The 20,857-nt window shown below is 63.8% G+C and carries 17 protein-coding genes and 1 pseudogene; 13 read left to right on the plus strand and 5 right to left on the minus strand.

What is annotated here, in order from left to right; all coding sequences use genetic code 11:
* The first annotated feature begins 2 nt into the window (after positions 1-2).
* The 3 genes from KDG50_08855 to KDG50_08865 are packed head-to-tail and all read left to right on the plus strand — an operon-like array spanning position 3 to position 1,377.
* Positions 3-371 carry a hypothetical protein gene (locus KDG50_08855; protein ID MCB1865529.1) on the plus strand — a complete coding sequence of 123 codons (369 nt, stop codon included), beginning with the start codon at positions 3-5 and terminating at the stop codon, positions 369-371.
* Complete coding sequence (locus KDG50_08860; GenBank protein MCB1865530.1) at positions 368-799, plus strand: cytochrome c; 432 nt, start codon at positions 368-370, stop codon at positions 797-799. Before KDG50_08855 ends, KDG50_08860 begins: the two co-directional genes overlap by 4 nt.
* Positions 763-1,377, plus strand: coding sequence for a hypothetical protein (locus tag KDG50_08865; protein MCB1865531.1), 615 nt, complete (start codon positions 763-765; stop codon positions 1,375-1,377). The genes KDG50_08860 and KDG50_08865 overlap by 37 nt, the downstream gene beginning before the upstream one ends.
* 425 nt (positions 1,378-1,802) lie before the next feature.
* On the opposite strand, the gene KDG50_08870 is transcribed toward KDG50_08865, so the two are convergent.
* Both KDG50_08870 and KDG50_08875 read right to left on the minus strand, forming a co-directional pair.
* Positions 1,803-3,575, minus strand: a complete 1,773-nt coding sequence (locus tag KDG50_08870) for a radical SAM protein (GenBank protein MCB1865532.1) — start codon at positions 3,573-3,575, stop codon at positions 1,803-1,805.
* Positions 3,576-3,660: 85 nt separating this feature from the next.
* Complete coding sequence (locus tag KDG50_08875) at positions 3,661-5,112, minus strand: hypothetical protein (protein ID MCB1865533.1); 1,452 nt, start codon at positions 5,110-5,112, stop codon at positions 3,661-3,663.
* A 258-nt stretch (positions 5,113-5,370) separates the two neighbouring features.
* Here KDG50_08875 and katG point away from each other — a divergent pair, with 258 nt between their 5' ends.
* The 9 genes and pseudogenes from katG to modC all read left to right on the plus strand — a co-directional run bounded on the left by katG (position 5,371) and on the right by modC (position 14,751).
* On the plus strand, positions 5,371-7,542 hold the full coding sequence (gene katG / locus KDG50_08880; protein MCB1865534.1) for a catalase/peroxidase HPI: 2,172 nt from the start codon (positions 5,371-5,373) through the stop codon (positions 7,540-7,542).
* A gap of 173 nt (positions 7,543-7,715) precedes the next feature.
* Positions 7,716-7,973: a hypothetical protein gene (locus KDG50_08885; GenBank protein ID MCB1865535.1), complete on the plus strand. Its 258-nt coding sequence runs from the start codon at positions 7,716-7,718 to the stop codon at positions 7,971-7,973.
* A 162-nt stretch (positions 7,974-8,135) separates the two neighbouring features.
* Complete coding sequence (locus KDG50_08890) at positions 8,136-9,485, plus strand: DUF2075 domain-containing protein (GenBank protein MCB1865536.1); 1,350 nt, start codon at positions 8,136-8,138, stop codon at positions 9,483-9,485.
* Positions 9,452-10,147: pseudogene (locus KDG50_08895) on the plus strand (DUF2075 domain-containing protein). Before KDG50_08890 ends, KDG50_08895 begins: the two are co-directional and overlap by 34 nt.
* A gap of 107 nt (positions 10,148-10,254) precedes the next feature.
* Positions 10,255-11,517 carry a YrzE family protein gene (locus tag KDG50_08900; protein MCB1865537.1) on the plus strand — a complete coding sequence of 421 codons (1,263 nt, stop codon included), beginning with the start codon at positions 10,255-10,257 and terminating at the stop codon, positions 11,515-11,517.
* Positions 11,518-11,535: 18 nt separating this feature from the next.
* Positions 11,536-12,162, plus strand: coding sequence for a hypothetical protein (locus KDG50_08905; GenBank protein MCB1865538.1), 627 nt, complete (start codon positions 11,536-11,538; stop codon positions 12,160-12,162).
* Positions 12,163-12,185: 23 nt separating this feature from the next.
* Positions 12,186-12,977: a molybdate ABC transporter substrate-binding protein gene (gene modA / locus KDG50_08910; protein ID MCB1865539.1), complete on the plus strand. Its 792-nt coding sequence runs from the start codon at positions 12,186-12,188 to the stop codon at positions 12,975-12,977.
* Positions 12,978-12,991: 14 nt separating this feature from the next.
* Positions 12,992-13,675: a molybdate ABC transporter permease subunit gene (gene modB / locus KDG50_08915; protein MCB1865540.1), complete on the plus strand. Its 684-nt coding sequence runs from the start codon at positions 12,992-12,994 to the stop codon at positions 13,673-13,675.
* The gene (gene modC / locus KDG50_08920; protein MCB1865541.1) at positions 13,672-14,751 is read left to right on the plus strand and encodes a molybdenum ABC transporter ATP-binding protein; all 1,080 of its coding nucleotides are present in this window, start codon (positions 13,672-13,674) and stop codon (positions 14,749-14,751) included. The genes modB and modC overlap by 4 nt, the downstream gene beginning before the upstream one ends.
* 9 nt (positions 14,752-14,760) lie before the next feature.
* Here the strand turns inward: modC and KDG50_08925 are convergent, their stop codons facing one another.
* Positions 14,761-17,196 (minus strand): PD40 domain-containing protein, encoded by a 2,436-nt coding sequence (locus KDG50_08925; protein MCB1865542.1) that lies wholly within the window; start codon positions 17,194-17,196, stop codon positions 14,761-14,763.
* 285 nt (positions 17,197-17,481) lie between these two features.
* Between KDG50_08925 and KDG50_08930 the strand changes: the two genes are divergently transcribed.
* Entirely contained in the window at positions 17,482-17,616 is a 135-nt protein-coding gene (locus KDG50_08930; GenBank protein ID MCB1865543.1) for a DUF3096 domain-containing protein, read from the plus strand.
* 135 nt (positions 17,617-17,751) lie between these two features.
* Here the strand turns inward: KDG50_08930 and KDG50_08935 are convergent, their stop codons facing one another.
* Positions 17,752-18,003 (minus strand): hypothetical protein, encoded by a 252-nt coding sequence (locus tag KDG50_08935; GenBank protein MCB1865544.1) that lies wholly within the window; start codon positions 18,001-18,003, stop codon positions 17,752-17,754.
* 29 nt (positions 18,004-18,032) lie between these two features.
* On the minus strand, positions 18,033-20,768 hold the full coding sequence (locus KDG50_08940; GenBank protein ID MCB1865545.1) for a cation-translocating P-type ATPase: 2,736 nt from the start codon (positions 20,766-20,768) through the stop codon (positions 18,033-18,035).
* Positions 20,769-20,857 lie beyond the last annotated feature (89 nt).

Below are 20,857 nucleotides of genomic sequence, written 5' to 3' on the forward strand. Positions count from 1 at the left end.
TTATGACTGGCTCCCTGATCGTGATGCTGGCGGGCGCGCCGCCCGCGCAGGCGGCCGAGGTGGTCGTCAGCCGCGACGGCTGGGTGGCGGGGATGCAGGACCTGCTGCCGCGGGTGTTCTGCGAGGACGGGAGCTATTTTCGCTCCTGCTTCTCGATCACGGCGGACGCCTGCCACGCCAAGGCGTCGGCGACGACCGAGACCTGCCTTAAACAGGTCGCCCCGAAACTCCCGGATGAACTCAGGCAGCCCGAGGATGGCAGGACCTGGGGCCAGCAGGTCGGCCGCTGCGCGGGTGGCAACTTCGAGCGGGAACTGCTGCCGAAGCGGCTCAACAGTCCGAAATGCAACGATCCGTCACAATGGCAATGACGCGGTTCCACGGGCTTGCGGCCACGTTGCTGTGGCTGGTGATCGGGGCCGGTTCGGCCCATGCGGAAAACGACTCGCGGCAGCTCGTCGAGTTTCCCGCGATGATGCAGAACCACATGATGGCGAACATGCGTGATCATCTCGCGGCGCTCGACGAAATCCTCCACGCCATGGCCGCAGGAGAACACGATCAGGCGGCGGCGATTGCCGAGGCGCGGCTGGGCATGAGTTCACTGGATGCGCACGGCGCGCACCACATGGCCGGGCTGATGCCGCAGGCGATGCGGGAAACCGGAACGCAGATGCACCGCGCGGCGAGCCGGTTTGCGCTCAGAGTCCAGGAAGGCGATGCACAGGCGGCCCAGGGCGCGTTGGCGGAAGTGACCGCCGCGTGCGTCGCGTGTCACACCGCATACCGGGTTCGCTAGCGTCGCGCGCCGTATGTAGCGCGCTGTGGTTTCTGATCGTTGTCTCGGATGGCGCCGCCGCGAGCGACCGGACGCCGCCGCAAACCCTGGTCGAAGACGGCGCCTGTCCATTCGAGTGCTGCGCATACCGCGAATGGTCCACGCTCGCGGAAACGACCTTGTTGGCTGATCCCGACGATGCCGCTGCGGTTGTCGCGGTCGTACTGCCCGGCACCCGCGTCGCAGGACTCACGGGAAAACTCATCGTGACGCGGCCAGGCCGGATCGAGGTGCTACACGACTACCGCAGCCTCGATTCCGGTCACGACTATCGCAAGGGCGACATCGTTCGCGTATATGCGGAACGGGGCGAAGGATTCTTTCAGGTCTGGCACGACGGCGAATTGTTCGACGAAGAGGCCACGTTCATGTACCAGGGGCACGGCGGCTGGGATCGCTGCGTGACTGACGGAACCTGCTGGGGCAAACGCATGGCGTTTCCCGAGTCCACCTGGTGGGTCAAGGTGAAGACCCCGGACGGCAGGGTCGGCTGGTCCCGCAAGCCGGAGAACTTCGGCGACAAGGATGCCTGCGGTTGATGCCGCCGCCACTTCCATTAAACAGCGATCATCTCGCAGGGCCGAGGATACAAACGGTGCGCGGCGCGCACCCTACTCACACCGCACATGTAGGGTGCGTACCACGCACCATTTCCGGCGCGTGATCATTGAACACGTTACGCCGTGCGCAGCCTCGTTCCCTGAAACTCTCTGTGCCCTCTGCGTTTCTGCGTTTCTGCGGTTCAAAGGCCGTTGGCACCAAGCCGCACAGACGCGGAGCACGCAGAAAGATTTCATTGCAACTCGGCAGGGTGCATACCACGCACCGCGTACGGCATTTCAATCGCCTTCCGGTGCGCGGTGCGCACCCTACTCACGCCGCACATGTAGGGTGCGTATCACGCACCGTCATGCGAATCGATGCGTGGCGATCGATTCGCGCCGCGCCCTGGCGGGATAGGACACTAATGCGCGCGACTGGCCGCCAGGCGCGCCTTCGCGTGTCGCGCGGCGGTGACTTCACGCTGCCGGGTTTCAAGCGCCGTCAGACCGTCCACTGCTGACTGATCATCGGCCTGCAACGCCCGATCGGTATAGCCGGCCACCCCGGGCTCTGCGAGGATGCGCCGCAGGGTGCGCCGCAGAGCGAGGTAATACAGCGTTCCGCGCGTGTAGGTGGTTGCAAACTCACGCACCCGCCGCGGATAAAACGACCATACGCTCTCGCGTGCAAAGCCGGGCCGACGCTGTCTGCGATTCTTGCGCCGCAGAAACCCGCCCTGCAGCGGATGCACGTTCTCGAAAATCATCATGCCGTAGAACTGGAACACCATGCTCAGGATGCGCTTGGGCTTCACGCCGCTGGCCGCGGCTCGACGGAACAGCGTTTCGATGTGCTCCTGGGTGTAGTACTCGTCCCACACGCGGCGATAGATGCCCTGCCATTCGTCGGCTGACATGCGCGGGTGACGGCTGGCGACATGCTCAAGGTCATACTTGTTCATGTCGGGATCGGTCCATTCGCCCTTCAGAACCAGGTTCTTGTGGTCCTGCGAGCCCGGCAGCGGCGTCAGGATGAAGAACTCCAGCATGTCCGCCGGCAGTTCGCGCTTGATCAGCGCGAGGTCGGAAAGTATGGATTCCGGCGTGTCGTCCGGAAAGCCGAGAATGTAGCCGCAGTAGGTGACGACGCCATGGCTGCGCCAGGCGTTGAGCATGTCGCGGTATTCACCAATGCGGTTCTGCCCCTTGCGTGCGGAAACGAGGTTTTCCGGCTTGATGTTCTCCAGCCCGATGAACGCCTTCTTGCAGCCGGCGCGCGCGGCCTTTTCAACAAATCCCTCGATCTTGTGGCACATGGTGTCCACCTGCACGAGGAAGTTGAAATCGAACCCCTCACGCTCTCGCAACTGGATGAGACGGTCGAAGATCGCCTCCCAGTTCTTGTTGCGGGCGAAGTTGTCATCGGTTATGAAATAACGGTTGATGCCGACCTCGGCATTCGCGCGGATCAGCCGCTCGACGTCATCCGCGTCGCGGTAGCGCGATTTGCGCCCCTGGACATTGATGATGGTGCAGAAGCTGCACAGATACGGACAGCCGCGGCCGGCATCGAAGGTCGAAAGCGAACCCGCGTAACGTCGAACCAGGCTGCGCGGCAGCGACGGTGTCGGCTGCCCGTTCATCGCGGGCGCCGAATCGAGATAGTTGTAGACCGGCGGCAGGCGCCTTTCCCAAGCATCTCGCAGCACCTGATCGATGCGGCCCTCGGCCTCGCCGGCGAACAGCGTGACCCCCAGTGCCTGTGCCTCGACGAGGTCCGGCGGCGTCTCCGGCAGCATGGCCAGGCAGCCGCTGACGTGGAAACCGCCGACGATGACATCGATCCCGGCGGCGCGGAATTCCCGCGCAAGGTCCATCGCGCGCGGGAACTGGTTGGTCTGCACGCCGACCAGGCAGACCAAGCCGCGACCGCCGGCCTGGCGGATGCGTCGAACGATGCGCGCGACCGGGATGCGGGTGTGGCATTCGTCGTAGGCGCGCAGTTCGATATCGACCGCGTCGCCCAGCACCCGCTGCTCGGCCGCCTGACCGATCAGCGCATGCAGCACGCCCAGGGAATTGGACGGAATCCAGGCGCGCCACCACTGGATGACGTAGCCGTCGTCGTCGTAGTGCGACGGCTTGATCAGCTCGACGTGAAAGGTCGACCGGTTGCGCTGCGCTGGTGCGCTCATGTTCACGTAACCCCCCGTTAAGACAGAATAATCTAGCAGAACCCGCGGGGCGCGTGGACGCTGGAGACCCGGATCGCCGGTGTCCTCATGGGGCAGCCCGCCAGGCGGCGGCCCTGGCGCGGACCAGACAGTAGAACGCAAACAGCATGGCCAGCAGCGAGACGAACCAGCCGGCATAGACGCTGAACGCATAGGCGGCGTCGTGGGTTGGCGAAATCGACAGCCCGGGTTTGGCAACATCGTGCACGGCCGCCTCCAGGCGCCCGACCTGCCAGATCCGCGAGTGGTTCATCAACTCGGCAAACATGAGCGGAAGCGCCGCCAGTACCGCCGGTTTCCAGATCGCTGGAGATGACCGGAACAGCGGATCCAGTCCTGCCATGGCGACTACGAAAATCAGCACGAGCGGCAGCAGGATGAAACGCGACGAAACGCGCTCGACTCCCGCAAAAGGCAGCGGCGAGTTGGCGACTACGGCAAACACATCACCCATAGACAGCAGCGCCATCGCACAGGCTGCGGCAATCAACGGTGCCCGAAACCTGATTCTGTGACTGCGAAAGCCCGCGTATCCCGCCACCGCGACAGCGAACAGGGCCACGTATCCGACAAAGACGTCGTACTCCCACCAACCCAGCCGCCCAAACAGGCCGCCGATCGCCGGGTGGTCGTGCTCCCGCATCAGTACGAGGGCGTCAAACAGCACGCTGAATCCCGGATATCCGGACAGAAACGACCGTTGATCAGGAAACCACAGCGCCGCCGGCAATACACGGCCGAATCCCAACAGGACGCCGATGGCAATCGACCAGAGCGCGCCCTTGAACAGCGAACGATTCCACAGCGCCGCGATCAGCATGAACATGCAAGCCCAGATTGCGAAGTGAAATGAGCCGTTCAGAAACCACAGACCCAGAAGCAACCCCATAGCCAGCATCGGGAATCGCTCAAATACCGGGGTTTCACGGGTATCGGCCGCGATACGGAACAGCAGGGCGAAAAACAACGGCAGCAGATAGTAGCCCGCCCACTGCAGATGACCGACCGCGAGATGCGCTGTGATGCTTCCGTTGAAATTGAACACCAGCCAGAAGAACGCAAAGGCGACAAGGCTCGCATTCGCTCGCCTGGCCAGCGACAGACTGCCCAGAAATCCGATTGTGTAGAACAACAGGATATGAATGATCACGAAGATGCTGTTTGGCACCCAGCGCAGCAGAATGATGTCGGGTGTCAGGATGATTTCCGGGTTCGCCAGAAGTCGCGGCGTCGAATGGTAGAACGCCTCGCTCCAGGTCCACGGTGGTACGCCTGTCGTTTGCGCATCGCGTAGGGCATTGAGGTAGGCGTCCTCCTTGATCCAGTCGTAGGCCACCAGCGCCAGGTCGCCGCCGTTGAAAAACAGGATCAAATGTGCGGCGCCAATGAGATACAAGGCCAGAACCAGCAGCCCCCGCACCCCCCGTTCGGCGACGGTCTGCGGAGCGCCAAAAGCGATGCGGTCCGCAACCGCAAAAACAGCCGGCAGGTTCTTCATTCATCACTCACGATTGACGGACGCGCAGGCTGGCACCCGTTGGGTCGCCTGGCGCCCTGGAAAACCCGGCGTCATGTCCGCCCCTGTGCGTGGAAGGCACAGTACGGCGACCCGGGGCATTCGCCAAGCCCTCGCCGGACCTCCGAAAGTCTGAGGCTATCGACCAATTTGAAAATAAGTATTGGAGATTGATTCTCAATTACTTTTCTATATGAGCCTCGTTCCTGGATACCCGAAGCCAATACGAGGAGTTCCCCCATGTCCAATGGCACTTGCCCGTTCAATCACACCGCCGGTGGCGGCCAGTCCAACCGCGACTGGTGGCCGAACCAGCTCAAACTCGACATCCTGCACCAGAATTCGCCCGCCTCGAACCCGATGGACGGCGAGTTCAACTACCGCGAGGAGTTCAAGAAACTCGATCTGGCGGCCGTGAAGAAAGACCTCACGGCGCTGATGACCGACTCGCAGGACTGGTGGCCCGCCGACTATGGTCACTACGGTCCGTTGTTCATCCGCATGGCCTGGCACGCGGCGGGCACCTACCGGACGATGGACGGGCGCGGCGGCGCGGGCAGCGGTCAGCAGCGGTTTGCGCCGCTGAACAGCTGGCCGGACAACGTCAACCTCGACAAGGCGCGCCGCCTGCTGTGGCCGATCAAGCAGAAATACGGCAAGCGGCTGTCCTGGGCCGACCTGCTGGTGCTGACCGGCAACGTCGCGCTGGAATCCATGGGCTTCAAGACCTTCGGCTTTGGCGGCGGACGCGAAGACGTCTATGCCCCCGAGATCGACACCTACTGGGGCATGGAGAGCACCTGGCTGGCCGATGGCAACCGCTACTCCGGCGAACGCGACCTGGAAAACCCGCTGGCCGCGGTGCAGATGGGCCTGATCTACGTGAATCCCGAAGGCCCCGGTGGCAACCCGGACCCGGTCGCCTCGGGCCGCGACGTGCGCGAGACCTTCAAGCGCATGGCGATGAACGACTACGAGACCGTCGCGCTGACCGCCGGCGGGCATACCTTCGGCAAGGCCCACGGTGCCGGCGACGCCGCGCTGGTCGGCCCGGAACCCGAGGCCGCCCCGCTCGAAGAGCAGGGCTTCGGCTGGATCAGCAGGCACGGCAGCGGCAAGGGCGGCGACCAGATCGGCTCCGGCATCGAAGGCGCCTGGACCCCGACCCCGACCAAATGGGACATGACCTACCTGGAGATGCTGTTCGACAACGAGTGGGTGCTGACCAAGAGCCCGGCCGGCGCGAACCAGTGGACGCCGAAAGACAATCATGACCGCAACATGGCCCCGGCCGCCGAGGACGCCGGCCAGAAACGCGCGATCATGATGACCACGGCCGACATGTCCATGCGCATGGACCCGGCCTACGAGCCGATCGCGCGGCATTTCCGCGAGAACCCGGCGGAGTTCGCCGATGCCTTCGCGCGCGCCTGGTTCAAGCTGACGCACCGCGACATGGGTCCGAAGTCGCGCTACCTCGGTCCCGAGGTTCCGGCCGAAGACCTGATCTGGCAGGACCCGGTGCCGGCCGTGAATCACGAGCTGGTCGATGCGGCCGATCAGAAGGCGCTGAAGGAAAAAATCCTTGCCTCCGGCCTGTCGGTGTCGGAACTCGTCTACACCGCATGGTCGTCGGCCTCCACCTTCCGCGGCTCGGACAAGCGCGGCGGCGCGAACGGCGCGCGGATTCGTCTGGCCCCGCAGAAGGACTGGGCCGTCAACCAGCCGGATCAGCTCGCGAAAGTGCTCGGCGTGCTCGAAGGCATCAAGGCCGGCTTCGACACCGGCAGCAAGAAGATCTCGATGGCCGATCTGATCGTGCTGGCCGGTTGCGCCGGCGTCGAGAAGGCCGCGGCCGACGGCGGCGTCACGGTCAGCGTGCCGTTCACCCCGGGCCGCACCGATGCCACGCAGGCGCAGACCGACGTCGAATCGTTCGAGGTGCTCGAACCGCTCGCCGACGGCTTCCGCAACTATCAGCAGAAGAAGTTCGCCTGCTCGGCCGAGGAGATGCTGCTCGACAAGGCCCAGCTGCTGACGCTGAGCGCGCCTGAGATGACGGTGCTGGTCGGCGGCCTGCGGGCAATGGGCGCGAACTTCGGTGGCTCGAAGGAAGGCGTGTTCACGGACCGTCCCGGCGTGCTGAGCAACGACTTCTTCGTGCACCTGCTCGACATGGGCACGAAATGGACGCCCGTGACCAAGGATGCCGACGCGTTCGAGGGCGCCAACCGCAAGACCGGCAAGGTCGAGCGTACGGCTAGCCGCGTGGATCTGGTGTTCGGTTCGAACTCGCAGCTGCGTGCCATCGCCGAGGTCTACGGCGGCGCCGACGCGGGCAAGAAGTTCGTCAACGACTTCGTGTCGGCCTGGGCCAAGGTCATGGAGCTGGACCGTTTCGACCTCGCCTGACACGCTGAGTCGTTCCTGACTCGGGCATCCCGGGGCGTCCGCCGCGACCGTGGCGGACGCCCCTTTTTCTTTGCCCCCATCTCACTGCCCCGCGCGTGTCGAGTTGTCGCTACAAGGGGCGCCTTCACGTTGCGCTGCGCCGAACCGCATTTGCCGTAGGTCCGAGGGGCGCAATGACGCCGGCGAACGGTTCAACTGCAAGTCCAAGTCCTCGCGACCGGGCGAGTCCGGCCTCTGGAAGTGTTGCGACCCGCTCGCGTGGCGACGGCACCGAACTGCTCGACATGGTGGTGTGGATCGTCGTACTGATGATTCAGTCCCTGCCATACGCGACGAGCGTATTCATGGCGGGCGTCAGTGCCCTGCCTGCGTCCAAGCCGGCCGGCGCGGTGCCACCGGCGGTCGGCACGGCGGCCTCCACCGCGCGTTGAGGCAACGCTGGCCAGTTCGGAGTTGCCTTCAGCGACTGCGCCCACCGGAGATTCGGGCTACGATTGTCTTGCGCGCAAGCCGCCCGTAATCGCGCGCCCGCCGCGATCATGGCTGCGCACAGGCAGCGTGGTAGCCCGGTGCATTCCTGAAGGATCAACCAAATGCGTTCTCCACACCCAGGCCTCGCTCGTGAGTACTACTCCGCCACACTCCCTGCTTTTCTCGCGGCGACCGAGGAATCCATACTTGGCTGCCTCGCAAGAAATAGCGATTTCGCCATTGAGCAAGCGCAAACACATGCTTGGCGGGAGCAAATCCGCATACTGAAGGAGGTCTTGGTCGACCTCCGCTTGCAAACGATACGAGCGCAAGGCGCAGTGTACTTTGAATACGCAATTCCTCGCATGGGCAAGCGGGTGGATGTGGTGCTACTGCTGGGTTCCACGATCTTTGTGCTGGAATTCAAGGTGGGGGAGCGCGCACATGCCGCCCATGCGGTTGATCAAGTGGTGGACTATGCCCTAGACCTCAAGAACTTTCATGACGTCAGCCATGCGGCGACTGTGGCTCCAATATTGATTGCCACTCGCGCCGATTGCTCATTCAGAATGGTTGCCCAGAGCAAGGATGATCACATTCTTAAGCCGATCTTGACTAATGGCGAGGGACTTGGCGAAGTCTTGTGCGGAGTGTTGGCGTTCGCCGATACGCCAGCCTTGAGTGCCGATGCTTGGCGCGCTGGCCGTTATTGCCCAACCCCAACAATCGTGGAGGCCGCAATGGCGCTATACAGCGGCCATTCCGTTGAAGCGATCTCGCGTAGTGATGCTGACGCGACCAATTTGTCTGTTACTTCGGCTGCTTTGGACAAGATCATCGCCGAAGCGAAGCACAAGAAACGCAAGGTTATTTGCTTTGTTACTGGCGTGCCTGGCGCTGGAAAAACGCTGGTAGGGCTGGATATTGCTACAAAGCACATCGATCCTGCCGAATCGTTGTACAGCGTATTCCTTTCTGGAAACGGCCCGCTGGTTAAAATACTGCACGAGGCCCTGGCGCGCGATACCGTCAGTCGTGCCAAACAGCAGGGCGGACGTATGAGAAAGGGCGAAGCGCTCAGCAAGGTGAAAGCGTTCATCCAGAATGTCCACCATTTCCGAGACGACTGTCTCCGTGACGAAGACCCACCTGCCGAGCATGTGGCGCTATTCGACGAGGCGCAGCGAGCCTGGAATATTGCGCAAACTTCCAAGTTTATGGCGACCAAGAAGGGGCTTTATGGGTTCCAGCAGTCCGAGCCTGAGTTCCTGATTTCCTGTATGGATCGCCACCCAGATTGGGCTGTTGTCGTGTGTTTGGTTGGCGGCGGACAGGAAATCAATACAGGGGAGGCCGGTATTGGGGGGTGGATTGATGCCATTCTTCGCAGCTATCCCAATTGGGATGTACATCTTTCTTCTAACTTAACGGATGCGAATACAGTGCCCAAGGTGCGCTCGAAAAGCTTGTAAGTCATCCAAGGGTTAACCACAGGCCAGAATTGCACCTGGGGGTTTCAATGCGCTCTTTTCGTGCCGAGAATCTAGCGCTGTGGGTTAAGCAGTTGCTGGACTGCGACTCCGATCTGGCAAAGCAGACCTTGTCGCAATTGCATGGGAAATATCCCATTGCGCTGACCCGTGATGTGAGCGTTGCTAAGGCCTGGTTGCGTGAGCAGGCGCGCGGTAGTGAGCGCTATGGCATTGTGGTTTCCTCGCAGGCCCAGCGGCTTAAACCCTACGCGATGGACGTAAAGACACCGGTTGATCCAGTGCACTGGTTCTTAGATGGCAAAGAGGACGTCCGCTCGTCCTACTACCTGGAAGACGTAGCAACTGAATTCCATATTCAGGGGCTGGAACTCGACTGGGCCTGCGTTACTTGGGATGCCGACTTTCGTTACTCTCAGGTCGGCTGGCAACACAGATCGTTCATAGGAAACCGCTGGAATCAAATCAACAAACCAGAGCGCAAGATGTATCAGAAGAATGCTTACCGAGTGCTACTTACGCGAGCACGTCAAGGAATGGTCATCGTGGTGCCTCCCGGCGACCCCGAGGATCACACGCGGTTGCCACGATTCTACGATGAAACTTTCAGGTACCTAAAGGGAGTGGGGTTGGTAGAAATATGAACTGACGAGGCCCGAGGGTAGGTCACGTTTGTTTTGTCCCAAAAGCCGCACATAATGAGTCGCCAATACGCTCGAGATCGACTCGGCGCCGGAGAGGATCGACCTAGATGAGCTGGATTGTGACGATCGTCGTCGCACTGTTGAGCGGCGCCCTGGGGCTCGCGGTCGCGGGCTATGTCGCCGCGGCCTGGGCGAACTGGTACCACGTCTCGAACTTTGAGGGCGCCTCGGGCTATCTGGTCGTCGGCATCGGTTTGCTCGGCGGTGTCGCCGGCATCGTCATCGGGGTGCTCGTAAGCCGTTATCTCGGCGGCCCCGGCTCGGCGGGGTTCCTCAAGGCCGGCCTGATTTCGCTCGCCTGCATCGCATCGATCGGCGGAATCGCCGCCGTGATCGGACGCATGGGCGCGGACATTGCACCCGAGCAGGACGGCCAGACGCTGACGCTCGAGGTCGAGCTTCGTTTCCCGGCCGGTGAGCGCCCGGACGCCGACGCCGACTGGCGTTTCGAACTCGCCTCGGTCGAAGGCGGCCGCCAGCGCGCGAAGCAGGAAGGCGGCGTGCGAATGGACGCGGTCCGTGAAGAAGCCGGACGCTGGATCATGCCCGCCGGCGTTTACCTGTTCACGCAGCGCGGCCAGCGCGTCATCCGGTTGGCCAAGGGGCTCGAAGGCTATGCCGCCTTTGGCATGCCGACAACGAGCGGTCCGGTGCGGGCCGGCGACGCCTGGAGCGAGTGGTTGCCGCCACGCCAGCAGGACGGCAGCGCCTGGCCCGACAGCAAGATGTCGTACCGCTATCGCTATCAACTGAATGCGCCGCCGAAGCCGGCGCCCGACCCGCGCATTGCCGAGGCCGACGCGTTCGTGGCGCTGAGACCCGACGACCCCGTCGAGCAGTGGATCGCACACATGCCCTACAGCGCCCCGTTCAAGCGCGTGCAGGCGGTGATGAAGGTCGTCGAGGCCCGCCAGCCCGAGGTCGCGCAACTGATTCGCGCGCCGGACGGGAAACTTCGCGCCGCCGGTCTGCGCGTGGTCGTCAGTCTGGAGCAGGTCCAGCCCGAGATACGCGACGCAGTCGCGGCCGAGGGTGAAGCGCTCGCGGATGCGCTGCGCGCATTCAATGCCATGGACGCCAATGACACCGGCTTCATGGATACACAGGTGGCGCTGCGCAGCCGGTTCAATGAGTGGAAGACCGCCTGGTGGGTCGTGATTCACCGCTTTGAGATTGACGGACGCACACCACTGCAAACCATGCGCGACCTCGCTGAAAAACGCGCAGCCGACACCACGATGGGCGAGATCGTCACCAACGCGCAGGTTTTGCTCGACGAAATGGACAAGCGCAACAAGCCCGCGAACTGACGCGAATCGAAACGCATCATGCATAACCCCGGCGACCCGCTGGTCGAACGCTTTGTGCAGAGCATGCGGATCGACTACGAGAAGTGGCACGACGGCACCGGCTATGACATCGGCGCGATCCATGCGGCGACGCCGGTGCAGCGTGCGACGATCGAGTCCATTCTGCTCGCGCGCGGTGTGAGCGACTGGCGCGATGTCGAGGCGCTGGCCGCAATCGGCAGCGAGCCGGCGCTGACACGGCTGCGCGAGACGCTCGCGCACGGCGATGACAGCGAACTCGCCACGGCCGTGCTGCGCCATGCGCCGCAACTGGCCGACTCCGACACCCGCACGCGGACGCTGGTTGACGCGCTCGAGCGCGCGGAGTTCTACGGCGGTCTGAGTCAGGCGCTCGATGAAGTCGAGGTATTTCACCCACAGGCGATACTGAGCGCACTGCTGCGCGGCGCACTTGATCGCACGGGCGAGGTGGCCGTGCACTTCGCCGCCATGCTGATGTATCTGCACGGCAAGGCCGAGTCGTCGTTCGACATGGATCAACGGCCATTCTTTCTGCGCTTCAACACGCCGGAGCGCGCGGCGCGCGAGGCGGTGTTTCGTGAGCTATGCGTGCGGCTGGGAATCGATCCGGCGGCTTACCTGTAGCGAACGCGGCGCGCAACGGCACGATGACTGAACAGCGATTGCACAACCTGACGGGGCGCCGCGGCCGGATTCGGTATGTTGCGCTGTGGTTCGCGCTCGTCGGCTTTGTATCGGCACCGGGCGGCGCGCAGGCTGCGCAGCTTTTCGTAGCCGTCGCGACGAACTTCAGTGAGCCTGCAAAGGAACTCGGCGCACAATTCGAGCGCGAGACCGGTCACACGGTGCGCCTGAGCTTCGGCTCCACCGGTCAGCTCTATGCGCAGATCCGCCAGGGCGCGCCGTTCGAGGTGTACCTCGCCGCCGATCAGGCGCGTCCACGCCAGGCCATCGCCGACGGTCTTGCCGTCGCCGGCAGCCAGTTCACCTATGCCACCGGTCGGCTGGTGCTGTTCAGCCGCGAGGCCGACCGCGTTGCGGGCGCATCCAGCCTGCGGGCTGGCGGGTTTCACAGGCTCGCGATCGCGAACCCGCAGACCGCGCCTTACGGTGCCGCGGCGGTTGCAACGCTGCACGCGCTGGGCGTGTATGACGCCGTCGCACCGCGCATCGTGCAGGGGGCGAACATCGCGCAGGCGTTTCAGTTCGTCGCAACCGGCAATGCCGAACTCGGCTTCGTGGCGTTGTCGCAGGTCATCCAGCGCACGGATGGATCACGCTGGATCGTGCCGGACTCGCTGCACCCGCCGATCGCGCAGGACGCAGTGCTGTTGAGTCGCGGCGCAACCAACCCTGCGGCAGGCAGGTTCCTGGATTTTCTGCGCAGTGCGGCCGCCGACGGGATCAAGGCACGCTATGGTTATGACCGTGGCGACTGAAGCACACAACCGGCATGGCTGATTCTGGCGCGATCTGGAGCGCCGTCCGGCTGACGATCGCGCTGGCGTCCATCACGACGCTGATCCTGCTCGTGATCGGCACGCCGATCGCCTGGTGGCTCGCGCGTTCCCGCGCGCGGTGGAAGGAACTGGTGGCAACCATTGTCGCGCTGCCGCTGGTGCTGCCGCCGACCGTGCTCGGCTTTTATCTGCTGATTGCACTCGGGCCCGACGGACCCGGCGGCTGGATCGCGGGCCTGTTCGGCGGGCGGTCGCTCGCGTTCAGTTTCACCGGGCTCGTGATCGGCTCGGTGATCTATTCCATGCCCTTCGTCGTGCAGCCGATCCGCAATGCGTTTGAATCCATCGGCGATCGTCCACTCGAAGTGGCGGCGACGCTGCGCGCGTCACCCTGGGATGCGTTCTGGTCGGTCGCCGTACCGATTGCACGACCGGGATTCCTGACCGCATCGGTACTCGGCTTTGCACACACAGTTGGCGAATTTGGCGTGGTGCTGATGATCGGCGGCAACATCCCGGGCGAAACACGGGTGCTGTCGATTGCGGTCTTCGATGCCGTCGAGACCCTGCGATGGTCGCAGGCCCATTGGCTCGCCGGCGGCATGTTGGTGTTTGCGTTCGTCGTGGTGCTCGCGATGTTCCTGCTCAACAGGCGCGGCGCGCGCATCACACCATGAACGGCGCGCAGGCAATCCGTCTGCGTTTCGCCGGAAGCATCGGCAGCTTCAGGCTGGATGCCGAATTCAGCGCACCGATGCACGGCATCACCGCGCTGTTCGGTCCGTCCGGATGCGGCAAGACCACCGTGCTGCGCTGTATCGCCGGTCTGGCGCGCCTGGGTGGACAACTGCACGTCGGCGGGGAGGTCTGGCAGGACGACTCCGCCGGCGTGTTTCTGGCAGCGCATCGGCGCCCGATCGGCTACGTGTTTCAGGAAGCAAGCCTGTTCGCGCATCTTCGCGTGCGCGACAACCTGGAGTACGGCCTGCGACGCATCGCCGCCGCGGATCGGCGCGTGAGCCTCGGCGACGCCGCGACCCTGCTTGGAATCGACCGGTTGCTCGATCGTGCGCCGACCGATCTGTCCGGCGGTGAACGCCAGCGCGTGGGGATTGCACGCGCGTTGCTGACCAGTCCGCGACTGTTGCTGATGGATGAGCCCCTTGCCTCGCTGGATCAGCGCAGCAAGGCCGAGATCCTGCCGTATCTGGAACGACTGCACGCGGAACTCGCGATGCCGGTCATCTACGTGAGTCACGCACCCGACGAGGTCGCGAGACTGGCCGATCATCTGGTGCTGATGGAAACGGGTCGCGTACGCGCCAGCGGTGCTCTGCGCGAGCTGCGCACCCGACTCGACCTTGCGCGTGACCTGGGGGCGGAGGCCGACACTGTTATCGAGGCGCAGGTCACCGCGCATGACGAGAGGTTTCATCTGACGCTGCTGGATTTCGCCGGCGGACGCTTCAGCATCGCGCGTAACGAACTGCCCGTCGGTCAGCGTGCACGACTGCGGGTGCTGGCGCGCGACGTGAGTCTGACGCTGGAACATCAGACCGGCACGAGCATCCTGAACATCTTCCCGGCAACCGTCTCCGAACTCGCCGACGATGGTCCGGCGCAGTTGCTCGTACGGCTCGATCTGTGCGGATCGCCCCTGTTGGCGCGGATCACACGCAAATCCGCGCATGCGCTCAGTCTGCGCGAAGGCGCCCGCGTCTACGCCCAGGTCAAGACCGCGGCGCTGGTCTGACGGCGCGGTTCAGCTCAACCGCTTTCTGCTCCGAAGTGCCACAAGGCCGACGACTGCGAGCGTCAGCAGCGAGAGCCAGAGCGTCATAGTGCTCGTCGTGGGCACATCCTTTGGATCAATGGTCACGCACTGACCGAGCCGCACGCTCGCTTCAAACGAGAATAGCGCCAGGGCGCCACCCTCGATATAGGCCACCTTGTCGCCCGCCGCATCGATGGACGGGGATGATCGGGACGTGTCGCCCGGCGACGAGTACTGGCGAAAAACGCCGGTCGCGAGGTCGTAGCGGATCACGTCATTCTCCGTGCCATGCACGATTCCAGGCAGATCCGCGTTCGAAAGAAACGCGATCCGGCTTCCGTCCCCATTGATGACCGGGCCGGTATTCTCGCCGCTGGTCGTCTGGGTGATCTGGGTGACACCCGGTCCCGGCACGTTGAAGACGAACACCTCGCGGTTGCCGTCGGCGTTCTGTCCCGTCAGGTCGTCAATGGACGTGGACGCGACCCGGCTGCCATCGGCATTGATCGCGAGGTCCTGGATATCCGTCGGGTTGCTGGTCAGCTGGGTAAAGGTCGTCGATGCGATGTCGTAGACGAAGATCTCCATGCTGAGGTCCGGGTTCGTTCCGGACGGGTTGGTGTTGGAGATCATCGCAATGCGTGAACCGTCCCGGCTGATGAACGCCGGCGAGGTGCCGAGTCCGGCCGAGCCGCTGGTGATCTGTGTGAGGGTGTTGGTGCCGCGATCGAACAGGAACAGCTCAACGCTGTTGTCGGCGTTGAAGCCGGTGAGATCCGCGCTCGACAGGATTGTGATGCGCATGCCGTCGCCACTGATCGAGGTCGGCGCGGCGAATTGATCGGTCACGGCGCCGGCATCCGTAAGCTGAATGAAGGTCGGCCCGGTCGCGTCGTAGACAAACGCCTCCAGACTGCCGTCCGCATTGTTGCCGGCTGGGTCGCCGGTGGATGCAAACATCACCTGGGAACCATCGGTGCTGTTGGCCGCGGCCTGCGGGACGAAGAATATGAACGATGCTCCATCGGTGACGATGCGCTGCGAAGTCGACAGGCTCGCCACAGGACCCTCATAGAGCTGCAGCCGATTGACCGGCGGCGGGAACATCTCCAGCACACCGTCAAACGCCAGCCGTAATCCGTCCCCGCTCAGCGACACGGCCGCGAGCAGGTTGGTTGGCGTGTCCGTCAGTGCGACGATGCCGCCGCCCATGTGATCGAAGCGCAGTATCTCGGCATTCTGAATCGAACCAAAAAGAAACACGCCCATCGGTGGCATGGCGCTGAAGTCCGCGTCACTTGCGAAAACGATGTGTTCTCCATCGCCCGAGTATGCGGGGAAATCGTTGCCGAGCAGCAGGTCGCCGGCTGAATCCGTGGCCTGACCGGTCGCGCCCGAGATGCTGCTCCAGTAAAAGATCTCCTGGTTCCCGTCGGCGTTGCTGCCGACGAGGTCGCGATCCGAAACAAAGCCCACCCGCGTGCCATCGCCGCTGATGGTCGGCGCATCGGTTTCGCCGCCCGTGGTCGCGGTGACTTGGGTGAAACCCACGCCGTTCTCCCACAGGAAGATTTCGGTGTTGCCGTCGATGTTGCCGGGCGGCACCAGGTTGGCGCTGGAGGTAAACACGACGGTGTTGCCCAGGTCGTCCATCTGTGGCGAATCGTTGCTCTCGAAACCGACGGTGCTGGTGACCTGGGTCGTCAACAGCGTCGCCGTGTGCTGGAAAAACAGTTCCGTGTTGCCGTCCGGATTGCCTCCGGTCAGGTCCGCGGACGAGGTAAACGCGATCGCGGTGCCGGCCGCGTTGATCGTTGGCGCGCTCGACAGATGGGAACCGGCGACATTCGTGGCCTGTTTGATCGTCCCGGCCCCGATCGCAAGTATGAATATCTCTGCGTTGCCGTCTGCGTTGGTGCCCAGAAAATCGCCGGTGGAGAAGAACGCGACCGTTGTACCGTCGTCACTGAGCGCCGGGAACCCGTTGATCGATCCCGTGGTGCTCGTCAGCTGCGTGTGCGATTCGAGCACCGTGTTGTACAGAAAGATCTCGGTGTTACCATCCGGATTGCCACCAGTCGGATTCGCATTCGATGCATAGGCCAGGAGCGTGCCATCGGCGGTGAAGGCGTTCTGGGTGCTCGGTGCGGCGATCACGGGCACGACGCCGCCCGTCAGCTGCACGATCTGCGCGGTCACGGTGTTATGGAAGAACGCCTGGAAGTCACCGTTCGGATTCCCGCCGGTGAAATCAGCCGTGGAATAGAACACCGTCAGCGTACCGTCCTCGTTGGTGGACGGAATGAAACTGAACGGCGTGCTGGCCCTCAGGAGTTCGGTGGAACCGCATTGCTCGAACGGCTCGGCCGCAGGGGCGATGCCGGAAAAGAAAACCAATGCCGCCGTGGCTAGCGATCGGATCATGTAGCTGACTCCCTGAGCGGTTGACGCTCGTTCTGAATTCCGGTGTGCCGGCTTTTGAGATTATGTCCGGGTCCTGCGTGCCAAGGCCCGGCAGTCACTGCCCTTGCGTTATATCAGAAAATATCCGGGTTTACGGCGATGAACCCGCCGGTACGGCCTGCTCCACGCCAGGCGAGGCGGGGACGCCTTCCGGTTCCGGGTGCGGGCGGAGCGAGCTACGATTGCCCCGGCAGGCCGGCGCGTGCCGGACAACGACTCCAGTCCAACCACAAAGAGCACACGACCATGTCCCTGAATGTCCAGATCGCCCCTCTGCTCGCGCTGGTCGCGGGCATCCTGATTCTCGTGAAACCGCGCCTGCTGAACTATGTGGTCGCCATCTATCTGATCGCGATCGGAGTGCTCGGTCTGGTGCGTTGATCGGCCTGCGGTCGGTGCGCGGCCGACCGCAGGCCGGTGTCGGCCCATGGGGAAGGTCTGGTCAATCCGTCCCGGATTGCCAGAACAGCAGCACGTTCCTGTGCTGCGGGAAACTCTGAATTGTTCAGAGTCTCCTTAGCGGAACGAGCAGGCGATCGCCGGCGAGGGTGCTGCGCTCGTGCCGGGTTCCCTTGGTTCGCGCGCCACCACGCAGCGTGTGCCATCGGAAAACTGCACCATGCAGACCTGTGCGTCGCCCTCGAGCTTGGTGCACTCAGAGGTCACCTTGGCGTAGCTGCCGGGCAGGGAGACCTCGGCCGATGCCGGGTGCACCGGCAACGCAGCCAGGGCCATCGGCAGAAACCGCAGGACGGTTCGTGTTTTCATCGTGTTGGACCTCGACCGGATGGTCAGTATCAGGTGATGCGGTGCGTTGCGCGTTTTGCCGCGCCGTACAGCCAGCCACGGCGAACCAGCGCCTTCTCGATTTCCACGGCCACGAACACGACCGATGATAGTGCCAGACAAAGGGCCAGTTCGGTCGGCGCCAGCGGCTGTGTTCGCAGCACCGAATTAAACCACGGCAGATAGATCGCCGCGAGCTGGAGCGCGAATGTCGCCAGCACCGCGGCGAGCACCGCAGGGTTCGTAAGAATGCCCAGGCTGAACAGCGACTCGCGATCGGAACGGATCGCCAGTACATGTCCCATCTGCGCGAGCGTAATGACGGCGAACACCATGGTCTGCGCGTGTTCGCTGGCATTTCGAATCGCCCATGCCTGGACCAGCAGACAAAGGCCCGCAATCAGCAGGCCGACCCAGACGATGTGCTGCCACATGCCGTGCGCAAAGATGTTCTCGCGCGGCGGCCGCGGGGGTCTGCGCATGATGTTGCGTTCCTCCGGCTCGACCGCCAGCGCCAGCCCCGGCAGCCCGTCGGTGACCAGGTTCACCCAGAGGATGTGAATGGGCAGCAGCGGAATCGGCATGCCGAGAAACGGTGCGAGAAACAGCGTGAACAGCTCGCCCGAGTTGCCGGTCATGATGAACTTGATGAACCGGCGGATGTTGTCATAGATGCGCCGCCCTTCGCGTACGGCGGCGACGATGCTGGAGAAGTTGTCATCGAGCAGGATCATGTCGCTGGCCTCGCGCGCGACATCGGTCCCGCTGCGACCCATGGCGATGCCGATGTCGGCGCGTTTCAGCGCCGGGGCATCGTTGACACCGTCCCCGGTCATCGCGACGAACTCGCCGCGATCCTGCAGGGCTTCGACGATGCGGATCTTCTGCGCCGGCGCGAGTCGCGCATAGGCATGAACCCGCTCGACCTCGCGTTCGAAACTCGCGCCATCCATCTGCGCGAGTTCGTGCCCGGTGAGCACGATTGCCTTGTCGTCGATCATGCCCAGACGTTGCGCGATGGCCCTGGCGGTGCCCGGATGGTCGCCGGTGATCATGACCGGCGTGATGCCGGCGCTCATGCACAGGCGCACGGCGTCGGCGGCCTCGGCGCGTGGCGGGTCCAGCAGGCCGATCAGCCCCAGAAAGCTCAGCTCACGTTCGACGTCTTCCGCGGTCAGGTTCTCAACGCGGTCCGCAAACCGCCGACAGGCGATCGCAAGCACGCGCAGGCCATCGTTCGCCATGTGCCGTGCCACCCGCTCGGCGCCGGAGCGATCGAACGGCTGCTCGCCCCGATCCGTGATCTGCTGACCGCACAGGGCAAACAGCGTCTCGGGTGCACCCTTCGTGTAGGCGATGGTGCCATCCCGGCCGGCATGCAGCGTGGTCATGCGCCCGCGTTCCGATTCAAACGGGATCTCCCCGGTACGGGGTGTCTCGCGCGACAAGGTCTCCTTGTGGAATCCGGCATCCTCGGCGGCGCGATACAGCGCGGTCTCGGTCGGATCACCGATCAGCGCGTCGCCGTCGCCGCGCCGGGCATCGTTGTTCAGCGCCAGCGCATGAAACAGCAGGTCGGTCGCCCGACCGAAACGGGGCTGCGAAAGCGATGCGCCGGTGCGTAATTCGCCGTCCGTGTAGATGGCCTCCACGCGCATGCGGTTTTCGGTCAGCGTGCCGGTCTTGTCCGAGCAGATGAAGGTCACCGAGCCGAGCGTTTCGACGGCGGGCAAACGGCGGATCAGTACATTGCGGCGAACGAGACGATAGGCGCCCAGCGCGAGCGTCACGGTCACGACCGTCGGCAGCGCCTCCGGTATCGCCGCCACGGCGAGGCTGATCGCCGTCAGCGCCATGAGTTCGATCGGTTCGCCGCGCAGCACGCCGACCGCGAACATCAGCACGCACAACGCCAGCACCGCCACGGCGATGACGTGGCCGAATCGTGTAATGCGTTTCTGCAACGGGGTGAGCGCATCCTGCCCGGTTTCCAGCAGGTTCGCGATGGCGCCGAGTTCGGTTCTCATGCCGGTCGCGACGACCATGCCGCGCGCACGTCCGTAGGTCACGACCGTACCCTTGAACGCCAGCGAACTGCGTTCGCCAAGCGGCAGTTTCGCTGCCGCGAGCGCCCGTGTGTGCTTTTCCACCGGTAGCGACTCGCCGGTCAGCGCGGATTCATCGACCTTGAGCGCGACGGTTTCCACCAGTCGCAGATCCGCCGGAACGATGTTGCCGGCCTCGAGCAGGACGACATCGCCGGGCACCAGGTCCGCGGCGGCGACGGTGGCAACACGGTCACTGCGCACGACATTCGCCACCGGGGCCGCGAGCCGCCTGAGCGCGGCCACGGCGCGCTCGACGCGATATTCCTGCACGAAGCCGATCACGGCGTTCAGCACCACGAGTGCGAGGATGACGACGGTATCGACCAGATCGCCGATCAGGCCGGAGACGATCGCCGCCGCGATCAGGATCAGAATCAGCAGATCGGCGAACTGTGCCCCGAGGATGCGCAACGGACCGCGACGGCGGCCTTCACGCAGCGTGTTGGGTCCGACCTGCGCCAGGCGCAGCCGCGCCTCGTCGACGCCAAGGCCGGATTGCGGGTCCGACCCAAGGTGCCGCGCCACGGCTTCCGCCGTGAGTGTGGCCCATTCGGCTTCATGGGGTGCACGACCGGCCGCAGCGCGTGTTCGACGCAGCGATGGGTCGTCGCCCGCAGGCGAATGGCTTGGTGCAACCATGGCGGTCTGGCCGGCGGCATGTTGGCTGTCGATGTCCGAACGCCCGGGTCACCGCGCCGCCGCGGAACCGGGGATCGGGCGTAATCCAT

Source organism: Chromatiales bacterium (assembly GCA_020445605.1).
GTDB lineage: Bacteria > Pseudomonadota > Gammaproteobacteria > JAGRGH01 > JAGRGH01 > JAGRGH01.